The organism is Mucilaginibacter gossypii, assembly GCF_017569325.2.
GTDB classification, from domain to species: domain Bacteria; phylum Bacteroidota; class Bacteroidia; order Sphingobacteriales; family Sphingobacteriaceae; genus Mucilaginibacter; species Mucilaginibacter gossypii.
Map to the genome: position 1 here is coordinate 325,376 of NZ_CP071878.2, position 18,000 is coordinate 343,375.

12 protein-coding genes and 1 tRNA gene are annotated in these 18,000 nt (G+C 41.5%); 9 read left to right on the forward strand and 4 right to left on the reverse strand.

The window, feature by feature from the left end; all coding sequences use genetic code 11:
* Window positions 1–178 precede the first annotated feature (178 nt).
* Together J3L18_RS01545 and J3L18_RS01550 are read right to left on the reverse strand one after the other, a co-directional pair.
* On the reverse strand, window positions 179–1,126 hold the full coding sequence (locus tag J3L18_RS01545; protein ID WP_129571340.1) for a polysaccharide deacetylase family protein: 948 nt from the start codon (window positions 1,124–1,126) through the stop codon (window positions 179–181).
* A gap of 4 nt (window positions 1,127–1,130) precedes the next feature.
* A complete protein-coding gene (locus J3L18_RS01550) occupies window positions 1,131–1,526 on the reverse strand; it encodes a DoxX family protein (protein ID WP_129571339.1) in 396 nt (131 codons plus the stop codon).
* Between the two features lie 86 nt (window positions 1,527–1,612).
* On the opposite strand from J3L18_RS01550, the gene J3L18_RS01555 reads away from it, so the two are divergent.
* Window positions 1,613–2,455: a helix-turn-helix domain-containing protein gene (locus J3L18_RS01555; RefSeq protein ID WP_129571338.1), complete on the forward strand. Its 843-nt coding sequence runs from the start codon at window positions 1,613–1,615 to the stop codon at window positions 2,453–2,455.
* Window positions 2,456–2,491: 36 nt separating this feature from the next.
* Here the strand turns inward: J3L18_RS01555 and J3L18_RS01560 are convergent.
* Window positions 2,492–2,563 (reverse strand) — tRNA-Arg (locus tag J3L18_RS01560).
* 267 nt (window positions 2,564–2,830) lie between these two features.
* Here J3L18_RS01560 and J3L18_RS01565 point away from each other — a divergent pair.
* The 6 genes from J3L18_RS01565 to J3L18_RS01590 all read left to right on the forward strand — a co-directional run bounded on the left by J3L18_RS01565 (window position 2,831) and on the right by J3L18_RS01590 (window position 13,174).
* Window positions 2,831–4,360: a glycoside hydrolase family 28 protein gene (locus J3L18_RS01565; protein ID WP_129571337.1), complete on the forward strand. Its 1,530-nt coding sequence runs from the start codon at window positions 2,831–2,833 to the stop codon at window positions 4,358–4,360.
* Between the two features lie 291 nt (window positions 4,361–4,651).
* Window positions 4,652–5,521: an inositol oxygenase family protein gene (locus J3L18_RS01570; protein WP_129571336.1), complete on the forward strand. Its 870-nt coding sequence runs from the start codon at window positions 4,652–4,654 to the stop codon at window positions 5,519–5,521.
* A gap of 250 nt (window positions 5,522–5,771) precedes the next feature.
* Window positions 5,772–6,368, forward strand: a complete 597-nt coding sequence (locus J3L18_RS01575) for an RNA polymerase sigma factor (RefSeq protein WP_129571335.1) — start codon at window positions 5,772–5,774, stop codon at window positions 6,366–6,368.
* 648 nt (window positions 6,369–7,016) lie between these two features.
* Window positions 7,017–8,021, forward strand: a complete 1,005-nt coding sequence (locus J3L18_RS01580) for a FecR family protein (protein ID WP_129571334.1) — start codon at window positions 7,017–7,019, stop codon at window positions 8,019–8,021.
* 270 nt (window positions 8,022–8,291) lie between these two features.
* Window positions 8,292–11,561: a SusC/RagA family TonB-linked outer membrane protein gene (locus J3L18_RS01585; protein WP_189549437.1), complete on the forward strand. Its 3,270-nt coding sequence runs from the start codon at window positions 8,292–8,294 to the stop codon at window positions 11,559–11,561.
* Window positions 11,562–11,581: 20 nt separating this feature from the next.
* On the forward strand, window positions 11,582–13,174 hold the full coding sequence (locus J3L18_RS01590) for a RagB/SusD family nutrient uptake outer membrane protein (RefSeq protein ID WP_129571332.1): 1,593 nt from the start codon (window positions 11,582–11,584) through the stop codon (window positions 13,172–13,174).
* Between the two features lie 77 nt (window positions 13,175–13,251).
* Here the strand turns inward: J3L18_RS01590 and J3L18_RS01595 are convergent, their stop codons facing one another.
* Window positions 13,252–14,139, reverse strand: coding sequence for an AraC family transcriptional regulator (locus tag J3L18_RS01595; protein ID WP_129571331.1), 888 nt, complete (start codon window positions 14,137–14,139; stop codon window positions 13,252–13,254).
* A gap of 128 nt (window positions 14,140–14,267) precedes the next feature.
* On the opposite strand from J3L18_RS01595, the gene ppsA reads away from it, so the two are divergent.
* The gene (gene ppsA / locus J3L18_RS01600) at window positions 14,268–16,721 is read left to right on the forward strand and encodes a phosphoenolpyruvate synthase (protein ID WP_129571330.1); all 2,454 of its coding nucleotides are present in this window, start codon (window positions 14,268–14,270) and stop codon (window positions 16,719–16,721) included.
* Window positions 16,722–16,795: 74 nt separating this feature from the next.
* Window positions 16,796–17,842 (forward strand): class 1 fructose-bisphosphatase, encoded by a 1,047-nt coding sequence (fbp, locus tag J3L18_RS01605; RefSeq protein ID WP_091174985.1) that lies wholly within the window; start codon window positions 16,796–16,798, stop codon window positions 17,840–17,842.
* Window positions 17,843–18,000: the final 158 nt, after the last annotated feature.

Genomic DNA, 18,000 nt, shown 5'->3' on the forward strand with positions numbered 1-18,000 from the left:
CTCTGTATATTACAGAAGATTCTTCGCTACACTCAGAATGACAGGCGTTTTTTAAACTTGTCATGGGTAACTTGCTTCAGCATCCCACTCGCTAAGCAACCGTGCTAAGCAAATCGGCTACCTGTTATGTGGGGTGCTGAAACAAGTTCAGCATGACCTATTTATAAATCTGGGATATTCAACTCTCCCTTATCGTCGTTTTATCCTCCAAAGCCATTTTAGCGATCTCATCTTTGCGTTTAAAGCTTACGCCTTTGTGCTGTTGTATGTATTTGATCAACTCATTGGAGGCCTTAACCATTTGCGGGGTACCGCCAATACGGTCGTGGAAACTGATTGACATTTGGCGGCGTTTAAACTCAGCCTCGGCATAAAGCTGGTCGAATTCCATTTTTACCTGTGTGAGAAATTGGTCTGCCGAGAAATTTTTGCCTTCAATCAGCACGATATCGTTGTTACGGATGGTATAAGGCACCACCACGAAGTCTTTTTGATTTACCGGGATGATGAAAGGCTCATCGCGGCTCAAATCGTCAATATGGTATACGAAACCAAGTTCCTGTAATATTTTCAGCGTGTTTTCGCCGCGGCGCAGCCAGTTGGCATTGTAGCCTACGGGAGTAAAGCCGGTTACTTTTTTAATGGCATCGGCGCCATCTTTTATAAACTGCTTTTCCTGTTCATAAGGCATGGTGTACTGCGTTGCCCAGTTCATACCATGCGCTGCTGCCTCGTGCCCACGGTCAACAATTTCTTTGGCTAATCCCGGGTTCTTGAGCACAGCCGAACCAACCATGTGCGATGTTACTTTTATGCCCAGCTTGTCCCAGTTATCCAGCATGCGGGGGATCCCTTCTTTATAACCATATTGAAACCAGGTTGCGCCGGGCAAATCAATAAAACCTTTTTGCATGTTTTGCGGAAACGGGCTTTCTGCATTATCCGGCTGGCCGCCGGCCTCAAACTGCATGGATACTGAAACCACCAGCTTTGAACCATCGGCCCATTTTGAGGTGTTAAAGTTATTTACCGGTGTGTTTTGTTTAGCTGATGCTAAATTACTGCCCACAAGGCCGGCCAACCCTAAAAGCCCGCCTTGTTTTACGAAATCTCTTCTGGAGCTCATGATATTATTTATTGAAGAAAAGGTTATCTAATGAATAGCTATTGTTGGCTGCAAACTGAAGCAGTACAGCAAAGAAAGCAGCATGGATCAGCTGTGAAGGAAGGATCTCCCAATTCTCGATCAAACAGCTGCCTAATATTAATATGATCATTACCAGGCCACCACCAATTAAAGCGGGTTTGGTAAACAGGCCTGATAAGAGCAGTATACCTGTGGTAAATTCGGCAATTGGTAACAGGTAACTAAAAGGTGTTACCATAGCTTTAGGCAGCATTGATTTTTCAAATGTGCCAACCATCCACTGGCTAAAACCACTAAGTTTAGGTAAGCGAACCAATCCGTGACCAAACATGCTGGCCCCGATAGCCAGTCTTAAAAGCAAAAAAGATGTAGTGTTCATTTCGTTTTGTTTTGATAAGTCAAAGTTCTGTATAATCGGTACCTGCGCCTTGTACATTCAGGGGGATGATCTGTAACTTTACGGGTATGGAAACCAAGAACCTGTACAGGCCTTATGAACTGGAGTTGCTTGAAACAAGCCAGTACACAGCTAAACCGCACCGCAATACTTTTTTTGAAATGGTATTTACGCTGGAAGGCAAGGGGATCCAGATCATTAACGGGCATGAACTGCCTTATGCTTCTGATAAATTCTTTTTGATTTTTCCGGAAGATCACCACGGCTTTGAGGTGCACGAGCTAACCCGCTTTTACTTCATCCGCTTTACTGATAGCTACCTGAAAACACAAAGCGAAAAGTGGGTTAAAAAAATGGAATACATTTTTCATAACCATAACCATTTGCCCGGTTGCATCCTTAAAACAGTTACCGATAAGCCGCTGGTAAGGGCTCTGATAGAAGCACTACAACGGGAAACTTCAAATGATTTTCCACAGCATAATGAGGTAGTTGAGCAATTGATGAATACTATTATAACTATTGCCGCCCGCAATATCACGCTACAGCAGCATGCCAATGTTTTAAAACAACCTTCAACAACTACGTTGCCGCTGCTTAACTATATCCACGAATACATTTACCAGCCCGACCGCCTGAAAGCTGAGTGCATCGCTTCATCATTTAATTTTTCGCCCAACTACATCAGCGAATATTTTAAGAAAACCACCGGCGAAAGCTTGCAGCAGTATATCACAAGCTATAAACTGAAACTGATTGAAACCCGCCTGCAATACACCGATAAACGCATGAGCGAAATAGCCTATGAGTTTGGTTTTACTGATGAAAGTCACCTGAACCGGATCTTTAAAAAGTATAAAGGGGAGAATCCGACGGCGTTTAGGAAGAGGTATGCGGAAGTGAATAGATGAAACAAAAAAGGACTTACGAATTGCAAGTCCCTTTTGTGCTCCCGACGAGATTCGAACTCATATCGATGGTACCGGAAACCATAATTCTATCCATTGAACTACGGGAGCAGACAGGGGCAAAGATATAAAATTGATTTAAACCAAAAGCATTGTTTGAGATATTAACGTGTAGTAATAAAGCGTAAGTTTAGTAAGGGTTATTGTCAATATTACTGCTTTTACGTAAACGTTTACGTAAATAAAAGTACACCGCCACCGTTAATTAAATTGAAAGTTTAATAGTTTAGGTGTTTAATGTACAATTAAACGCTTCATTGTTCGTAAACTCAATAAGCGATAAACCTGCTTGAATTTTTCTTTTAATTATAACTAATAATGAAAATCCTTCATTTTTTAACGCTGCTTATAACACCATTTGCCGGTTATGCGCAACAAAAAGTATTTAATATTACCGATTACGGTGCTAAAGCTGATGGTATTACCAACAATACAATCAGTATTCAAAAAGCTATTGATAACGCAAGCGCACAGGGTGGCGGAACAGTTTATATACCAGCCGGAAAGTTTTTAACGGCTGCTATCAGCCTAAAATCAAATGTTACCCTTAACCTTGCCAAAAATGCTGTATTGCTGGGCAGCGCAAAAAGGATTGATTATGGTGAAGGCCATGCAGCGCCATTGATAGCCGCCAACAACCTGCAGCATATTGCCATAACAGGTAAAGGTACCATTGATGGAAACGGAGAAGAATTGCTGAAAGACCTTTTTGCGATGCTGAAAGCGGGTAAATTAAGGGATTCGTTATGGCAAAAGCAAAACCCATGGGGCCAAACTCAGCCCGAGGAACCTAATCGCCCTAAACTGATCCATTTTTCCAATTGCACCGATGTGCAGATAAAAGGTGTAACCATGAAAAACGGCCTGGTGTGGGTACAGGATTATACCAAATGCCGCGACCTGGTTATTGACAGCATCAAAGTAGAAAGCAATACTTATTGGAATAACGACGGTATTGATTTGGTTGATTGCCAAAACGTAAAGCTTACCAATAGTTTTTTTAATGCCGATGATGATGGCATCTGCCTAAAATCGAGCGACAGGAATAGTAGCTGTGAAAATATCTATGTGGCAAACTGTACCACCAGGTCAAGTGCCAGCGGCATCAAATTTGGCACGGCTTCGCGTGGCGGTTTTAAAAAGATAACGATAAAGAATGTGAAAATTTACGATACCTACCGGTCGGCCATTGCTTTGGAGTGTGTTGATGGTGGCGTGATGGAAGATATTGATATCAGTAATATCAATGCGGTAAATACTGGCAATGCCATTTTTATCCGTCTTGGTCATCGTAATAAAGACACTGTAGTAAGCCGCATCAATGGTATCCGCATCAGTAATGTAACTGTAGATGTACCGAAAGGTAAACCCGATAAAGGTTATCCTATGGAAGGGCCTTTAGTTAAAGGAAACCATAATACCTTTCCTTCGTCAATTGCGGGCTTGCCGGGACATCCTGTTAAAAATGTAACACTTGAAAATATTAAGATAGTGTACCACGGCGATGCCAGCAAAGTTGTGGCAAATGTTAGCCTCGATTCATTAACCAGGATCCCGGAAAATCCGCATGATTATCCCGAATTTTCAATGTTTGGCGAACTGCCGGCCTGGGGTTTTTACGCACGCCATGCAGAAGGGGTAACGTTTAAAAATGTAACCCTTAGCTGCTTAGGGAATGATTTCAGGGCTGCCGGCGTGTTTGATGATGTGGATGGTTTAATCATTAACGGCCTCAAAATACCGCAGGTTAAATCACTGCCGGTAGTTGTGTTAAACGGGGTAACCAAATCTTCGGTTAAAGGGATTCAGATTCCCGGAACAAGTAAAAATAAGATCCTTAAGAGGTAATTCCATTTCACAGTAGGAATCAGCCTTGCTAATCAATTTAAGGGCTTTTAACGTTGTGCGTGCAGCTTTTAACGTTAGTGTAACTTAATCGTTTACGTAAATAAATATTGCAGTTAATATAAAAGGACCGTTTTTTTTATCAAAATTTAATCATTATAAAACTAAACGGAGCATTGAATTGCAGCTCCAGTAAAACTTAAAGCCGCAATAATTAATTGGATTTTCTGTGGTATTTGGTTTGGGAGCGCAATAAATATCAAGGTGCTTAATATTTAATAAAAGGTTTACAATATGGAAAAGTTAACTGAAAAAGAGATATCGCCATTGCCGAGTCTTGACGTATGGGAAGATGATGTATTGAGCAGGTACCCGGAACCGGGTGCAGAGAAAGCCAAAGAGGAGTTCAGGGTTTATAACGACGATGAAAATAACCCGGTGCGGGAATTTTACAGGCTTAACCATACTTATCAAACCTATGGCAACGTATTAGCTAAAAAGGCAAACTTTTTACAGTTTGATAAAAAAGAAATGCCATGGTGGTCGGCAATGGAATACCTGAACACCCTGGTTGATGAATCGGATCCGGATATTTCGCTTGATCAGCTGCAGCATTTACTGCAAACATCTGAGGCTATCCGCGCCGATGGACACCCGGATTGGTTTGTATTAACAGGCTTTATACATGATTTAGGCAAGGTACTTTGCCTTTTTGGCGAACCGCAATGGAATGTAGTGGGCGACACATTCCCGGTGGGCTGTAAATTTTCGGATAAGATAGTTTACCCGGAATTTTTTGCCGCAAATCCTGATAGCTACGATGAGCGTTACAATACCAAGTATGGCGTTTATACTCATCAATGTGGGCTCGAAAATGTGCATATGTCATGGGGACATGATGAGTACCTGTACCATATCACCAAAGATTACCTGCCCGAAGAAGCTTTGTACATGATCCGCTATCACTCATTTTACTCACAGCACCGCGAAAAAGCGTATGACCATTTGTTGAATGCGCATGACCAGGAGATGTTTAAATGGGTTGATAAATTTAATCCGTACGATCTGTATTCTAAAAGCCCGAAACCGCCGGTAGTATCCGAGTTAAAACCTTATTATGAGGATCTGATTGCCAAATATCTGCCGGCAACAGTTAAATTGTAATTTAATGGGCGGTAGTTTAAGCCCGTTTTTATATATTGGTCATTCCAGTTACCTGTTTAGCCCAGGCTATAAAAAATAAGTTTATAGTCTGGGTCAAACTTTACAAAAGGCCATAAACCTCCTGCCTGTTACTAAATAAATAATTAATGGCGCTGCCATGGCGTGGCTTCGTTGATTGAAAAATAGTTGTATTTTTAACAATAATTCCTGCCTGTTGATTAAAGAATAAATAAATAATTATCAGTTTTTTATGGATTCAAATGGAGATAAAGATTTAGTGTTTCGCTTACACGATGATGACATCGGTGCATTTGATATGCTTTATCAAAAGTATCATCAGGCTATTTATCGTAACATATTCAAACTCACTAAAGACGATGATATCGCCCGGGATATTTTGCAGGATATTTTTGTTGCCCTATGGGAAAAACGGGCTGATATTAACCCCGATCAATCGGTAAGCGGCTGGTTATTTGTATTGAGCTTCAATAAATCCATCTCCTATCTCCGCAAAAAAGTACGCGAAACGGCTATTGTTAACACCATGCCTTTTGCCGAAATGGAAACCGATAACGGCGACGTACAGTTAATGGATGAACAATATTATTTATTACAACAGGCTATTAACCAATTATCGCCGCAGCGAAAAAAGGTATTTACCCTTTGCAAATTGGAAGGGAAAACCTATGAAGAGGCTGCCGAGAAATTGAACCTTTCTAAACATACTGTTAAGGAATACCTCGGACATGCAGTTGTAGCCGTTAAAAACCACATCAAAGAGCATCAAGCCGAATGGAAAACCGCAGGCGTTATGTTGGTTTGTTATTGGATAGGAGGAAATCAATAAGAGATTATTTACTTTTAAATACTTGTTAAGCGATAAATGGACATTTATCGCTTTTTTGTTTTATGTACCCCAGGGATTTTAACGATGATTAGCCAAATTATCAGATCCAATACAAAATCATGTCATACGCGTAACCATCAGGATGCCTTGAAAAAAAAGTGATGACATGTAAAATATATTTTCAAAAACATACTTAATAATCAATGACTTACCATCTTGTCATTATATGCATAGCGCGGCAATCGCACGAAGGCACGGCCACCTCATATATATGAATTGTCCTTAATTACGTATACAACGGCACAAGTCAACCCTACAGCGACCCGGTGCTCAAGACTTGCGCCAAAATTGGAATATTAAAAACTATGTCATTGCGAGGAGCGGCATGGGGTAAAGTGGGGGCGACGCGGCAATCTCGTAGCCAATGCGTAGCGGCGCTGCATATCCGATAGAATAGCTACGAGATTCCCACGCTACGCTTACAGCAATGACATGGTTTTTATTCGAAAATAAAGTATTTTTCATCTTCAGGATATTTGCCTCGTTAACATCAACCACAAGAAAAAATTATTTGTGATTTTTTTAAAAATAATTACAAACCCATCCCCCCGTTTTAAAGCTCCCGGCGTATTTATATAAAAATAGCTTGTGGAAACTATAGTCAAACGCTTAGAAAGGCTTTATAATACCGAGAATTTAACTCCTGAGGACAGGCGCTGGCTTGCCGAATACCTGCAAGGAGATGTTTCAGAATTATACCTTGTAGCGCTTGAAGGTTTCAGTAAGGATGCACTGGAAAAGAAGATCTCTCTGAGTGGAGAAGCATCTGATCAGATACTTAACAATATCCATCAGCGTATAATTAAGCCTCCGCCCAGAAAGGCGTTTCCTCTTTGGCGTTTGCTGGTAAAGCTGGCCGTTGCCGCCTCTGTAACCGCTATTTTTTGTGCCGGCTATATCTTCAGAAAACAGTTGGACAACTGGCTGAACCCGGTTCACTACCAGGAAACGGTAGCACTGAATGGCGAAATCAAACTGATTACTTTGCCCGATGGAACGAGCATTTGCCTTAATGCCGGCAGTAGTTTAAAGTACCCGGATAAGTTTAAAGAGAAGATGCGCGAGGTTACACTTACAGGCGAGGCTTTCTTTAAAGTAGCGCACGATAGCAGCAAACCGTTTGTCATTCACTCGGGTAAAATTAAAACCACTGTTTTAGGTACCAGCTTTAATGTTAAAGCTTATACCGAAGATAAATCGGTTAAGATCACCGTGGTAAGCGGAAAAGTAGGAGTTGTTCCAACGGCCTCAAAACATCCTGCTGTATTACTCACAGCGAATATGCAAATGGTTTATAACAAAACCAGCCAAACAGTGCTTACCGAAAAAATAAATGATGCCTCGTCGGTGGTCAGCTGGCAGCAGGGTAAGCTGCAATACCATAATACCCCCCTGTTTGATGTTTTGGCCGATGTGCAGCGAAAATATAATGTAACAATCAGGGCCGACAAAAATTTATTGAACTGTACGTTATACGCCGATTTTAACAATATGCCATTAGAAAAAGTATTGAAGCTGACCGAAGCCCTTATAAATGCCCATTTTAAAAAGGCAGGCGATGCTTATACGTTAAAGGGCAAAGGCTGTAATTAATGTACCTGAGATACCAATTATAAAAACAAATAAATGTTTGACAACCTAAAAAAATGAAATTGCTATGAGTTGAACCAAGGAAAAAGAGAAATGATCCTCCAAAATGGCCGGGCCAGTTTTGGAGGAATAAAATGTAAAGATTTTTTAATGGACCATGCACAGGGCCTCTCACAACCGCAGCACGTTCCAGCTTGACCTATAACACTTTAATATAGCAAAAATATGAAAATAAACATACCCGAAAGAGTCTTTCGAGCCATAACATATGTTATGAAAATTAATGCGATCATTTTATTAGTAGTCTGTTCCCTGTCAACCATTGCCATGGCTGATAACTCATACGGACAAAGCGTGCTGGAAAAGCCAGTTACCGTTAAATTGAAAAATACCCCTCTTGCTGATGCACTGGAGCGGATTTCGGCCAGTACCGGCGTACGGATCATGTACACCGGGAATAACATTGAAAGCGATGTTAAAGTAACCCTTACAGCTCATAATGAAAAGCTGCAAGCTGTTTTGAAAAAAGTTTTATTAGATAATCAGTTTATCTATACCGAGGTTGAAGGAAGTTTGCTGGTTAAACCCGCGCCAAAGCCACCGGTAGAGAAGAAGATCGAGCTCCCGCCGCCAGTTATTGTTACCGGATCCGTTGTTGATGATAAAGGGCAGCCCTTAATAGGTGTTTCTGTTAAAATAGAAGGCCTTGCAACAGGTGCGGTAACCGATATAGATGGTAAATTCAGGGTGCAGGTTGCCAACGAAAAAGCTGTGCTGGTGTTTTCTTACATAGGCTTTGAAACTCAAAAAATAGCCGTAGGCAAACAAATATCTATAAAAGTAATTTTACTGCCTTCGGCAAACTCGTTATCTACCGTTGTAGTAATTGGTTATGGTACTACTACCAAAAAGGAATTGACCAGCGCTATTGCAACTGTAAAAGCCGAGCAATTTAATGCCGGTGTTGTTGCAACTCCTGCTGATCTGTTAGAAGGTAAAGTAGCCGGTTTAAATATCACCAACGATGGTAACCCTAATGGTAAAGCTTCGGTAACACTGCGCGGTCCATCTTCAATAAGGGCTGGCGCGGCGTCTGTGCCTTTTTATGTAATTGACGGCGTGCCCGGCGCCGATTTTAACCTATTGGCCCCATCAGATATTGCTTCGATAGATGTGTTGAAGGATGCTTCGGCAGCGGCAATTTACGGAACCAGGGCTACCAATGGTGTAATTATCGTTACTACTAAAAGGGTAAAAGCAGGCCAGTTGAGGATGACTTATAACGGATACGGATCATTTGAAAAAGTATCTAACCAGTTTAAAGTTGCCAGCGCCGACCAGTTAAGGGCCTATGTAAAAGCTAACGGACAAAGTTTTACCCCTGCGAATGACAACGGTGGAAATACCGACTGGCAAAAAGCCGTTGAACGCAGCACCGGATTTTCCCAAAATCATAACCTTTCTTTTGGCGGTGGCACCGATAAAACTACTTATAACGGAAGCATAAACTACCTGCAAAACCAGGGTATAGTTAAAAGCAGCGATATGAAGCGTGTTATAGGCAAGCTTAATATCACCCAAAAAGCGTTGAATGATAAACTGAAACTGGACTTTTCATTAAGCAATTCGGTAACTAACGCCAATTTGTTAGTTAATGATATCCCGCTGTCATCTGCAAACGGACAAAGCCCAGGCTTGTTTAAATCAATAGTTCAATATTTACCAACACGTACTATTTATAATCCTGATGGTACTTTTTACAACGATCCTACTTTAAAATTAGGTTATAACCCGGTAGGGCTTATTACTAACGATAGCTACAAACAAAAAGTTAACTTGTTGCTGGGTAATATACGCGGTGAGTTGATACTGCCTGCAGGCCTGCTTTACAATTTTAACTTAGCTTACCAGGAAACAAATACCGACAATAATACCTATTACAACTCTGCATCAGAGCTGGCACCTGGCCTCAACGGCAAAGCCATCCGTTCAACTTATGAGGATAACAAAAAGTTGTTTGAAAACTATTTGACCTATGCTCATAAATGGGGCGATAAACATGATTTTAAAGCCCTGTTTGGCTATTCAATAGATCAAACTACCACCGGGAATGGCTTTCAATCAACCAATCAAGGATTTATTTCGGATGCTACGGGTTCAGACAATCTTAGTTTAGGTACGCCTTCCGGGAACTACCGGGTTGATTATGGTAACGTTAACGTCGAAACTTTACGTTTGATATCCTTTTACTCTCGTCTTAATTATAGCTACAGGGGTAAATACCTTTTACAGGCATCTTTACGACGTGACGGTTCAAACGCCTTTGGTACTAATAAACGCTGGGGGTATTTCCCGGCTGCTTCGGCCGCATGGCGGGTTATCGACGAGGGCTTTATGAAATCTCAATCCTTATTTGATGATTTGAAATTGCGCGTTGGCTATGGTAAAACCGGTAACTCATTAGGCTTCTCGCCTTATACGCCCCTCACGCTTTATGGCACTACCGGTAGCTTTTATTACAATAACGCTTATATTGGTGCAATTGGTGTAACTCAAAACCCAAACCCTGATTTGAAATGGGAAAGTACGGCTACGTTAAACGGCGGCGTTGATTTTTCCTTATTTAAAGGACGTTTGGGCGGCTCGGTTGATATCTACAATAAAAAAACAACCGATATGATCACCACGGTACCGGTGTCGCTTATTAACAACTTTGTAAATACAAAAGTTGAAAACGTAGGTAGTATGACCAATAAAGGTGTTGAGATAGCCCTTAACGGAACGCCAATAAAAACAAAAGATTTTACCTGGAGCAGCTATGGCAATATCTCATTTAATAAAAATAAGATCACTGCACTGGCGCCAAACCTTTCAAAAATATATGCAGGCGATCCGGAAGGTCCAGGACAAAGCGGTATCAAAACATCAATCATTGAGGCCGGTTATCCGCTTGGCGAATTTTACACCCTGAAATACCTTGGTCGCACCAATGGTGTATCTACCTTCATGGGTGCTAATGGCCAGCCAACAACAACACCTCAAAGTACCGATCAAACTTATGCAGGCAATGCCCAGCCTACATACACATTTGGTTTTGGTAATGATCTTACCTATAAAAACTTCAGCCTTAACTTCTTTTTCAGGGGACAGGGTGGGAACAAGATCATGAATGCATCATTAGCCAGCTTTAACCAGCCTACCCAGGCTTCGGTACATGGGGTACCTGCTTTAACATTAAGCGAGCCGGGTACCGATGTTAATGCCTATTATTATTCAACACGTTATCTCGAAAGCGGTGCATTTATCAGGTTAAGTAATGCTACACTGGCTTATAAAATAAATGTTGCGGGTAATTATGTACATGGCATCCGGTTGTATGTTACCGGTACCAATTTATTCATCATCACCAAATACAAAGGCGTGGACCCTGAATTGAACTTAAACATCGATAACCAGGTAAGCGGCCAGTTTATCGGGGTAGACAGCAATAATTTTTATCCAAAAACAAGGAGCTTCCTTGCCGGCGTACAAGTTGATTTATAATAAATTTTAACCTAACTGACATGAATAATTTAAAAAGATATATAAAACCTGGCCTCATTGCCATGTTTATAGGAGCAATTTACCTTTCAGGTTGTACTAAATTGGATATTACGCCAAAATCGGCGCTTACAACGGCTAACTTTCCTACTACACCAGCGCAGTATGTAGCTGCTACCGGACCTATCTATACCTCGTTTCGCGGGGCACCGGGCAGGCAATACTGGTTGTTGCAAAATTTAAGTACCGATGAATGCGTACTTGTTGCACGTGGTGGTAACTGGCTTGACGGCGGTACCTATTCAACCGTGAACCTGCACACTGTTACGCCTGATAACGGCATGACCGAAACCTGCTGGTCGGGAGGTTACGGGACCATCAGTTTATGTAACCAGGTATTGTCGTTATTGGCACCTACGCCCGAAAGCGATTCAAAAAAGCAAACCATTGCCGAAATTAAAACCATGCGTGCCCTGTCATATTTTTACCTGATGGACCTGTTTGGTAACGTGCCTATCAGCAAAACCTTTGGCGATACCACCAACCTGGGCACCCAGCCAAGGGCGGCAGTGTTTGCATTTATTGAAAGTGAATTGCTTGCCCAGATTCCTGATCTGAGCGGTACAGCCGGGATAGCTACCTACGGCAGGCCAACCAAAGGTTTGGCTTATGCCATACTTGCCAAAATGTACCTTAACGCGCAATATTATATTGGCACTGCGAGGTACCAGGACGCGGTTACCATGTGCGATAACGTGATAAAAAGCGGTCAATATGGTTTAGATGCAGATTATTTAGGCATGTTTAAACCTAATAATGGCCCTGGTGTTAAGGATTTTATTTTTGCTATACCTTATGATGGTATACTGGCGCAGGGACAGTATTATGCCCGCTGGACACTGAACCCTAACCTGAAAAGTAAGTATAAAATGCCGTACACGCCAGATGGGCCGGTGTACACTTACAAAGAATACTATGCCTTGTTCAATGACGCGAACGATATCCGTAAAAAACAATTTTTAGTTGGTAAGCAATATAATAATGATGGCTCACCGATAAATATTACAACTACCAACATCGGGCTTGATGCAAGTTATTCCGGCCCTAAGCCAAATGATATAGTGATCCACCAGCTGGAGTTCACACCTGATATTGTGTGGAAAAACCCCGCAACTTTTGACATCGGTAATGATGAGCTTGCTAACGAAGAAGGTTACAGGAACAATAAGTTTTATCCGGATAGCTTAAGTAATGACCGTAACCAAGGCAATGATGTGCCTATGTTCAGGTATGCTGATATTTTGCTTGAAAAAGCCGAAGCTATTTTACGCGGCGCATCAGCAACCAATGGCGATTCACCTTTATCATTGGTTAACCAGGTGAGAGCGCGTGCAAAAGCTTCGCCTTTAACTTCGGTAACACTGTCTGATATTTTAGATGAACGCGGCCGCGAATTTTCTATGGAAACGTGGCGTCGTAATGACCTGATCCGCTTTGGTCAGTTTGAGAAAAAATGGGGTATAAAAACAGATGCCGATCCTAATAAACGTATTTTCCCGATCCCAAGACCGGAAATGCAGTTGAACCCGAAACTGGTACAAAATCCGGGTTATTAATTTAGTTCTATTATTTATTTAACAAACGCAGGCCCTAAAAAGCCTGCATTTGTTTTTTTAGAAGGGCTTTAATGATCTTAAAACTCCCTGAATTTTCTCCGGTATTCCATGGGCGTGCTCCCGGTAGCTAATTTAAAATACCTGTTAAAGTTTGAAAGGTTGTTAAACCCCGAATCGCGGCTGATTGAATTTATATTTTCATTGGTCTCCCTGATCAGTTTACACGAGTTTTCTATTCTTACGGTCAGTAAAAAATCAAAATAGGTTTGGCCGGTACGCAATTTAAAATAATGGCAAAATGCTTTCGGTACCATGTGTATGATGTTTGCTATTTCCTTAAGCTTAATGTCTTTGTAAAAATTGTCCATAGTATACAGATAGATCTTCGTTAGGCGCACTTCATCTATCCTGTTAAAGATCTTCTTCTCCGTTTCACCGGCAAGGTTTGAGACCTGTTCCCCCTCGGCAATTTTATTTAACAGTTGCAGTAATAATGGAAGCTGTTCATACCTGGCCGAATTTTCTATTCGGTGGATAAAGTCGACCGCAACAGCTTTAGAATTTTCATTGATCAGTAATCCATTCTTGGCGCCATTTAAAAGATTGTTTATCAGGTTGTTTTCTGGCAGCGTCATGAAAGTACTTCCCAATTTATTGGGATCAAAATGAAGGGTAAGCAACTGTAGTGGCTTGGGTATTTTACCACTTTTCATGGAGTAATCATAATAACGGTTGGTTTCAAACTTAAACATATGGGGCACGTTACAGCCTATGATGATCATGGTATCCCCTGAAATTCTTTTTGAAGTATTTCCTATCGAAAAAGTGCCTTCACCACTTATAATATAAATCAGTTCCAGCTCCGGATGGTTGTGGAAGTTATTGATAGCATGGTAGGTTTTTGCTTCGGCTATTGTAAAAGCTGAATTGTCGACTTTCAGGACCTGCTCGAAGAAATCTTTCATTTTTATACTATAGTGATATAAAAAGTTAAAAATAGGTAATATGTTATGAATATAGTATTACTTGTTGTGAATATTTAAGCATTGGGCAGTTTGTTAAGCGGCTAACTTCGTTTTATAAAATTTAAGCCATGAAGGAAAAGAAGTTTACTATGAAACTTATTGAAGCTTCGATAAGTGACATTGAGTTAGTAGGAGGTAAAAATGCATCGCTTGGAGAAATGATGCAGAACATCTCTCAATTTGGAATTGATATTCCTGACGGGTTTATCATAACAAGTAAGGCCTACTACCAGTTCATTGCAGATAATCAGCTTGATAAAATGATCAGGGATATCCTTGAGGATAAAGACCTGTCCAACTTGCAGGTTCTGTTATCCTGTGGCAGTAAAATACGAAAGCTTATACAAAACGGCCGGTTTTCTGCTGTTATGCAGAATGAGATTCTTGAAGCTTATAAGGATCTGCTGATCCAATATGCAGATAACGCAGCCGACGTTGCAGTCCGCTCATCGGCTACTGCTGAAGACCTGCCCGATGCCTCATTTGCAGGCCAGCAGGATACCTATTTAAATATAAGCGGAGAAGCAAGTTTGTTAACAGCCATTAAAAATTGCTTCGCTTCATTATTTACCGACAGGGCAATCAGCTACCGGGAATCATTTAATTATGATCACTTTAATGTCGGCCTTTCTGTTTGTGTTCAAAAAATGGTCCGTTCGGATAAAGGTGTTTCAGGAGTTGCATTTTCATTAGATACTGAAAGCGGTTTTAAAGATGCTGTAATCATTAACGGATCGTACGGCTTAGGCGAAATGCTGGTACAGGGATCGGTTAATCCCGACGAATTTATCGTTTATAAGCCATTGCTTAAAAGTGGATTCAGGCCAATCCTGGAAAAAAAATTGGGTAAAAAACATAAAAAGATGATCTACGGAAACCCAGGGGAGGCCGCCGTAACAATCATTGACACCCCTGTTGATGAAAGCTCAAGATTTTGCCTGTCGGATGATCAGATCATCCAATTGAGTAACTGGGTAATGATTATTGAGGCCTATTACACCAAATTAAAAGGCAAATGGTGTCCGATGGATATTGAATGGGCGGTTGACGGGATCACCGGTCGGCTATTTATAGTGCAGGCAAGGCCCGAAACTATCCACTCCCGCAAGCAGGTAAACCTGCTTACCGAATTTCGCATCAATGATCCGCACAGAGCAGACAGGATCCTGCTGAAAGGTATTGCTGTTGGCGATAAAATAGCGACTGGCAAAGTGCATAATCTCACAGGTATCGGGAAGCAAAATATCCACGAAATCAACTTTTTACCTGGCGATATCATGGTAACCGACATGACCGACCCTGACTGGGAACCGGTAATGAAAAAAGCATCAGCTATCATCACCAATAAAGGAGGGCGAACTTGCCATGCTGCCATTGTTGCCCGGGAGTTAGGCGTTCCGGCTATAGTTGGCTGCGAATGTGCGACTGCCATTCTGAAAACCGGCGATGAAATAACCGCTTCATGTGCAGAGGGAGATGCCGGAATTATATACAGCGGCATAGTGGCATTTACCAAGCGGGAACATGATTTGAATGATCTGCCTGAAATTGAGACCCCATTGATGATGAACATCGGATCGCCCGAAATAGCATTTAATTATGCGCATTATCCCGGAAAGGGCGTGGGCCTTGCCAGGGAGGAGTTTATCATTAACAATTATATAAAAATTCACCCGCTGGCCCTGCTCGAACACCGAAACCTTAATGATGCTTCGTTGACCGCCCATATTGAGGAGGCTATGCTGGGTTATGAGAGTGAAGAAGCTTATTTTATTGAAAAGTTATCCTACGGAATAGCCAAGATAGCCGCTGCATTTTATCCCAATAAAGTAATTGTACGTTTCTCGGATTTTAAAACCAATGAATACTATAATATGCCCGGCGGCAAGTATTTCGAACCGAATGAGGAAAATCCAATGATCGGTTGGAGGGGAGCGTCCAGGTATTATTCAAAAGTATATAAAGATGCTTTTGGGATGGAATGTAAAGCTATTAAGAAGGTACGCGAAATGATGGGCCTTGATAATGTGGTGGTGATGATCCCTTTTTGCCGCACAGTGAATGAACTTTCATTGGTATACGAAACCATGAACGAGTATGGCCTTAAACGCGGGGAAAACGGGCTTGAAGTTTATCTGATGGCCGAAGTTCCGTCGAACGTGATCCTGGCCGAGCAATTTGCTAATCATGTAGATGGTTTTTCAATCGGATCCAATGACCTTACCCAGCTTGTTTTGGGTCTCGACCGTGATTCATCCTTGGTGGCTGGTTTGTACAACGAACGAAATGATGCGGTAAAGTTCATGATCTCATCGTTAATAAAAACTGCAAAGAAAAGAGGCGTGAAGGTGGGGATCTGCGGGCAGGGGCCATCAGATTACCCTGATTTTGCCCAATTTCTGGTAGAAGAGGGGATTGACAGCATCTCTGTTACGCCCGATTCGTTTTTTAAAACCGTAATAGCTATCAAGAAGATAGAAGATGAAATTGAAGAGGCGAAACGGCTGTGCCTATCTGCCTGATACGAACGATTTATTAACTAACGCTAAGCCGCTACTCAATCCGGGTAGCGGTACTAATTTTAAAACTTTATTATATGAAAGCGGTAAAAACTTTAGGCCAGTTTATCATTGAAAAACAAGCAGAATTTCCATACGCCAAAGGCGAACTTTCCAGGCTGCTGAGAGATATAGGTATTGCGGCAAAGATTGTTAACAGGGAAGTTAACAGGGCTGGATTAGCTGACCTGACCCATGATAACGGTTCGGTAAATATACAGGGAGAAAGCCAGAAAAAGCTGGATGTTTTTGCCAATGAACAGTTTATTTCGGCCCTACAGCACGGCGGTGAATGTTGTGTGGTAGTATCCGAAGAAAGTGATGAATATATTGATATCGACAGTGAGATCTCAAAAAATGCTAAATATATTGTTGCGATAGATCCCCTGGATGGCTCGTCTAACATTGATGTAAATGTGAGCGTAGGCACTATTTTTTCCATTTACCGCAGAAAAACAGCAGACGGGCGGGCGTCGATTAAGGATATTTTACAAAGGGGCTCGGAGCAGGTGGCAGCGGGGTACGTAATCTATGGTTCATCAACCATGTTGGTTTACACTACCGGGAAAGGGGTGAATGGTTTCACCTTAGACCCCTCACTCGGTGAATTTTGCCTCTCGCATCCCAAAATGCAAATCCCTGATGATGGGGTAATTTACTCTATAAATGAAGGCTATTATTCTCATTTCCCTGACGGAGTAAAAAAGTATATCAAATACTGCCAGGTAGAGGATGTAACAACAAACAGGCCGTTTAAGGCAAGGTATATCGGATCGATGGTGGCCGATCTGCACCGGAATATGATAAAAGGCGGGATTTTTATTTACCCGGCAAATGCAAGCGATCCAAAAGGGAAACTGCGTTTAATTTATGAGTGCAACCCTATGGCTTTCATCATTGAACAAGCTGGGGGAAAAGCCAGTAACGGGTATCAACGCATTTTAGATCTTGATGTTACCGAGCTGCATCAGCGTACAGGCATCTTCATCGGCTCAAAAAATATGGTGACTAAAGCAGAAGAGATGATGAGACGCTTTTCGCCAATTACAACCAATGTTGACTATAGTTATATGGAATTAATATAATGAAGCTCAAAGCAGAAAGCACAACGCTAAAAGCGATAAATTGATTTAAAGACAAACCGGGGGCGCTATTTAAGTTTACCCGGATTTTTAATTAAAAAACTGTGGGCTATTATTTACATGTATTACATGTGAATAATAGCCCAACAGTGTATTCATAA

Bases quoted from the DNA above. Each gene is read 5' to 3' on its own strand.
- J3L18_RS01545 (WP_129571340.1), bottom strand. From the start codon at position 1,126: ATGAGCTCCAGAAGAGATTTCGTAAAACAAGGCGGGCTTTTAGGGTTG.
- J3L18_RS01550 (WP_129571339.1), bottom strand. From the start codon at position 1,526: ATGAACACTACATCTTTTTTGCTTTTAAGACTGGCTATCGGGGCCAGC.
- J3L18_RS01555 (WP_129571338.1), top strand. From the start codon at position 1,613: ATGGAAACCAAGAACCTGTACAGGCCTTATGAACTGGAGTTGCTTGAA.
- J3L18_RS01565 (WP_129571337.1), top strand. From the start codon at position 2,831: ATGAAAATCCTTCATTTTTTAACGCTGCTTATAACACCATTTGCCGGT.
- J3L18_RS01570 (WP_129571336.1), top strand. From the start codon at position 4,652: ATGGAAAAGTTAACTGAAAAAGAGATATCGCCATTGCCGAGTCTTGAC.
- J3L18_RS01575 (WP_129571335.1), top strand. From the start codon at position 5,772: ATGGATTCAAATGGAGATAAAGATTTAGTGTTTCGCTTACACGATGAT.
- J3L18_RS01585 (WP_189549437.1), top strand. From the start codon at position 8,292: ATGAAAATTAATGCGATCATTTTATTAGTAGTCTGTTCCCTGTCAACC.
- J3L18_RS01590 (WP_129571332.1), top strand. From the start codon at position 11,582: ATGAATAATTTAAAAAGATATATAAAACCTGGCCTCATTGCCATGTTT.
- J3L18_RS01595 (WP_129571331.1), bottom strand. From the start codon at position 14,139: ATGAAAGATTTCTTCGAGCAGGTCCTGAAAGTCGACAATTCAGCTTTT.
- ppsA (WP_129571330.1), top strand. From the start codon at position 14,268: ATGAAGGAAAAGAAGTTTACTATGAAACTTATTGAAGCTTCGATAAGT.
- fbp (WP_091174985.1), top strand. From the start codon at position 16,796: ATGAAAGCGGTAAAAACTTTAGGCCAGTTTATCATTGAAAAACAAGCA.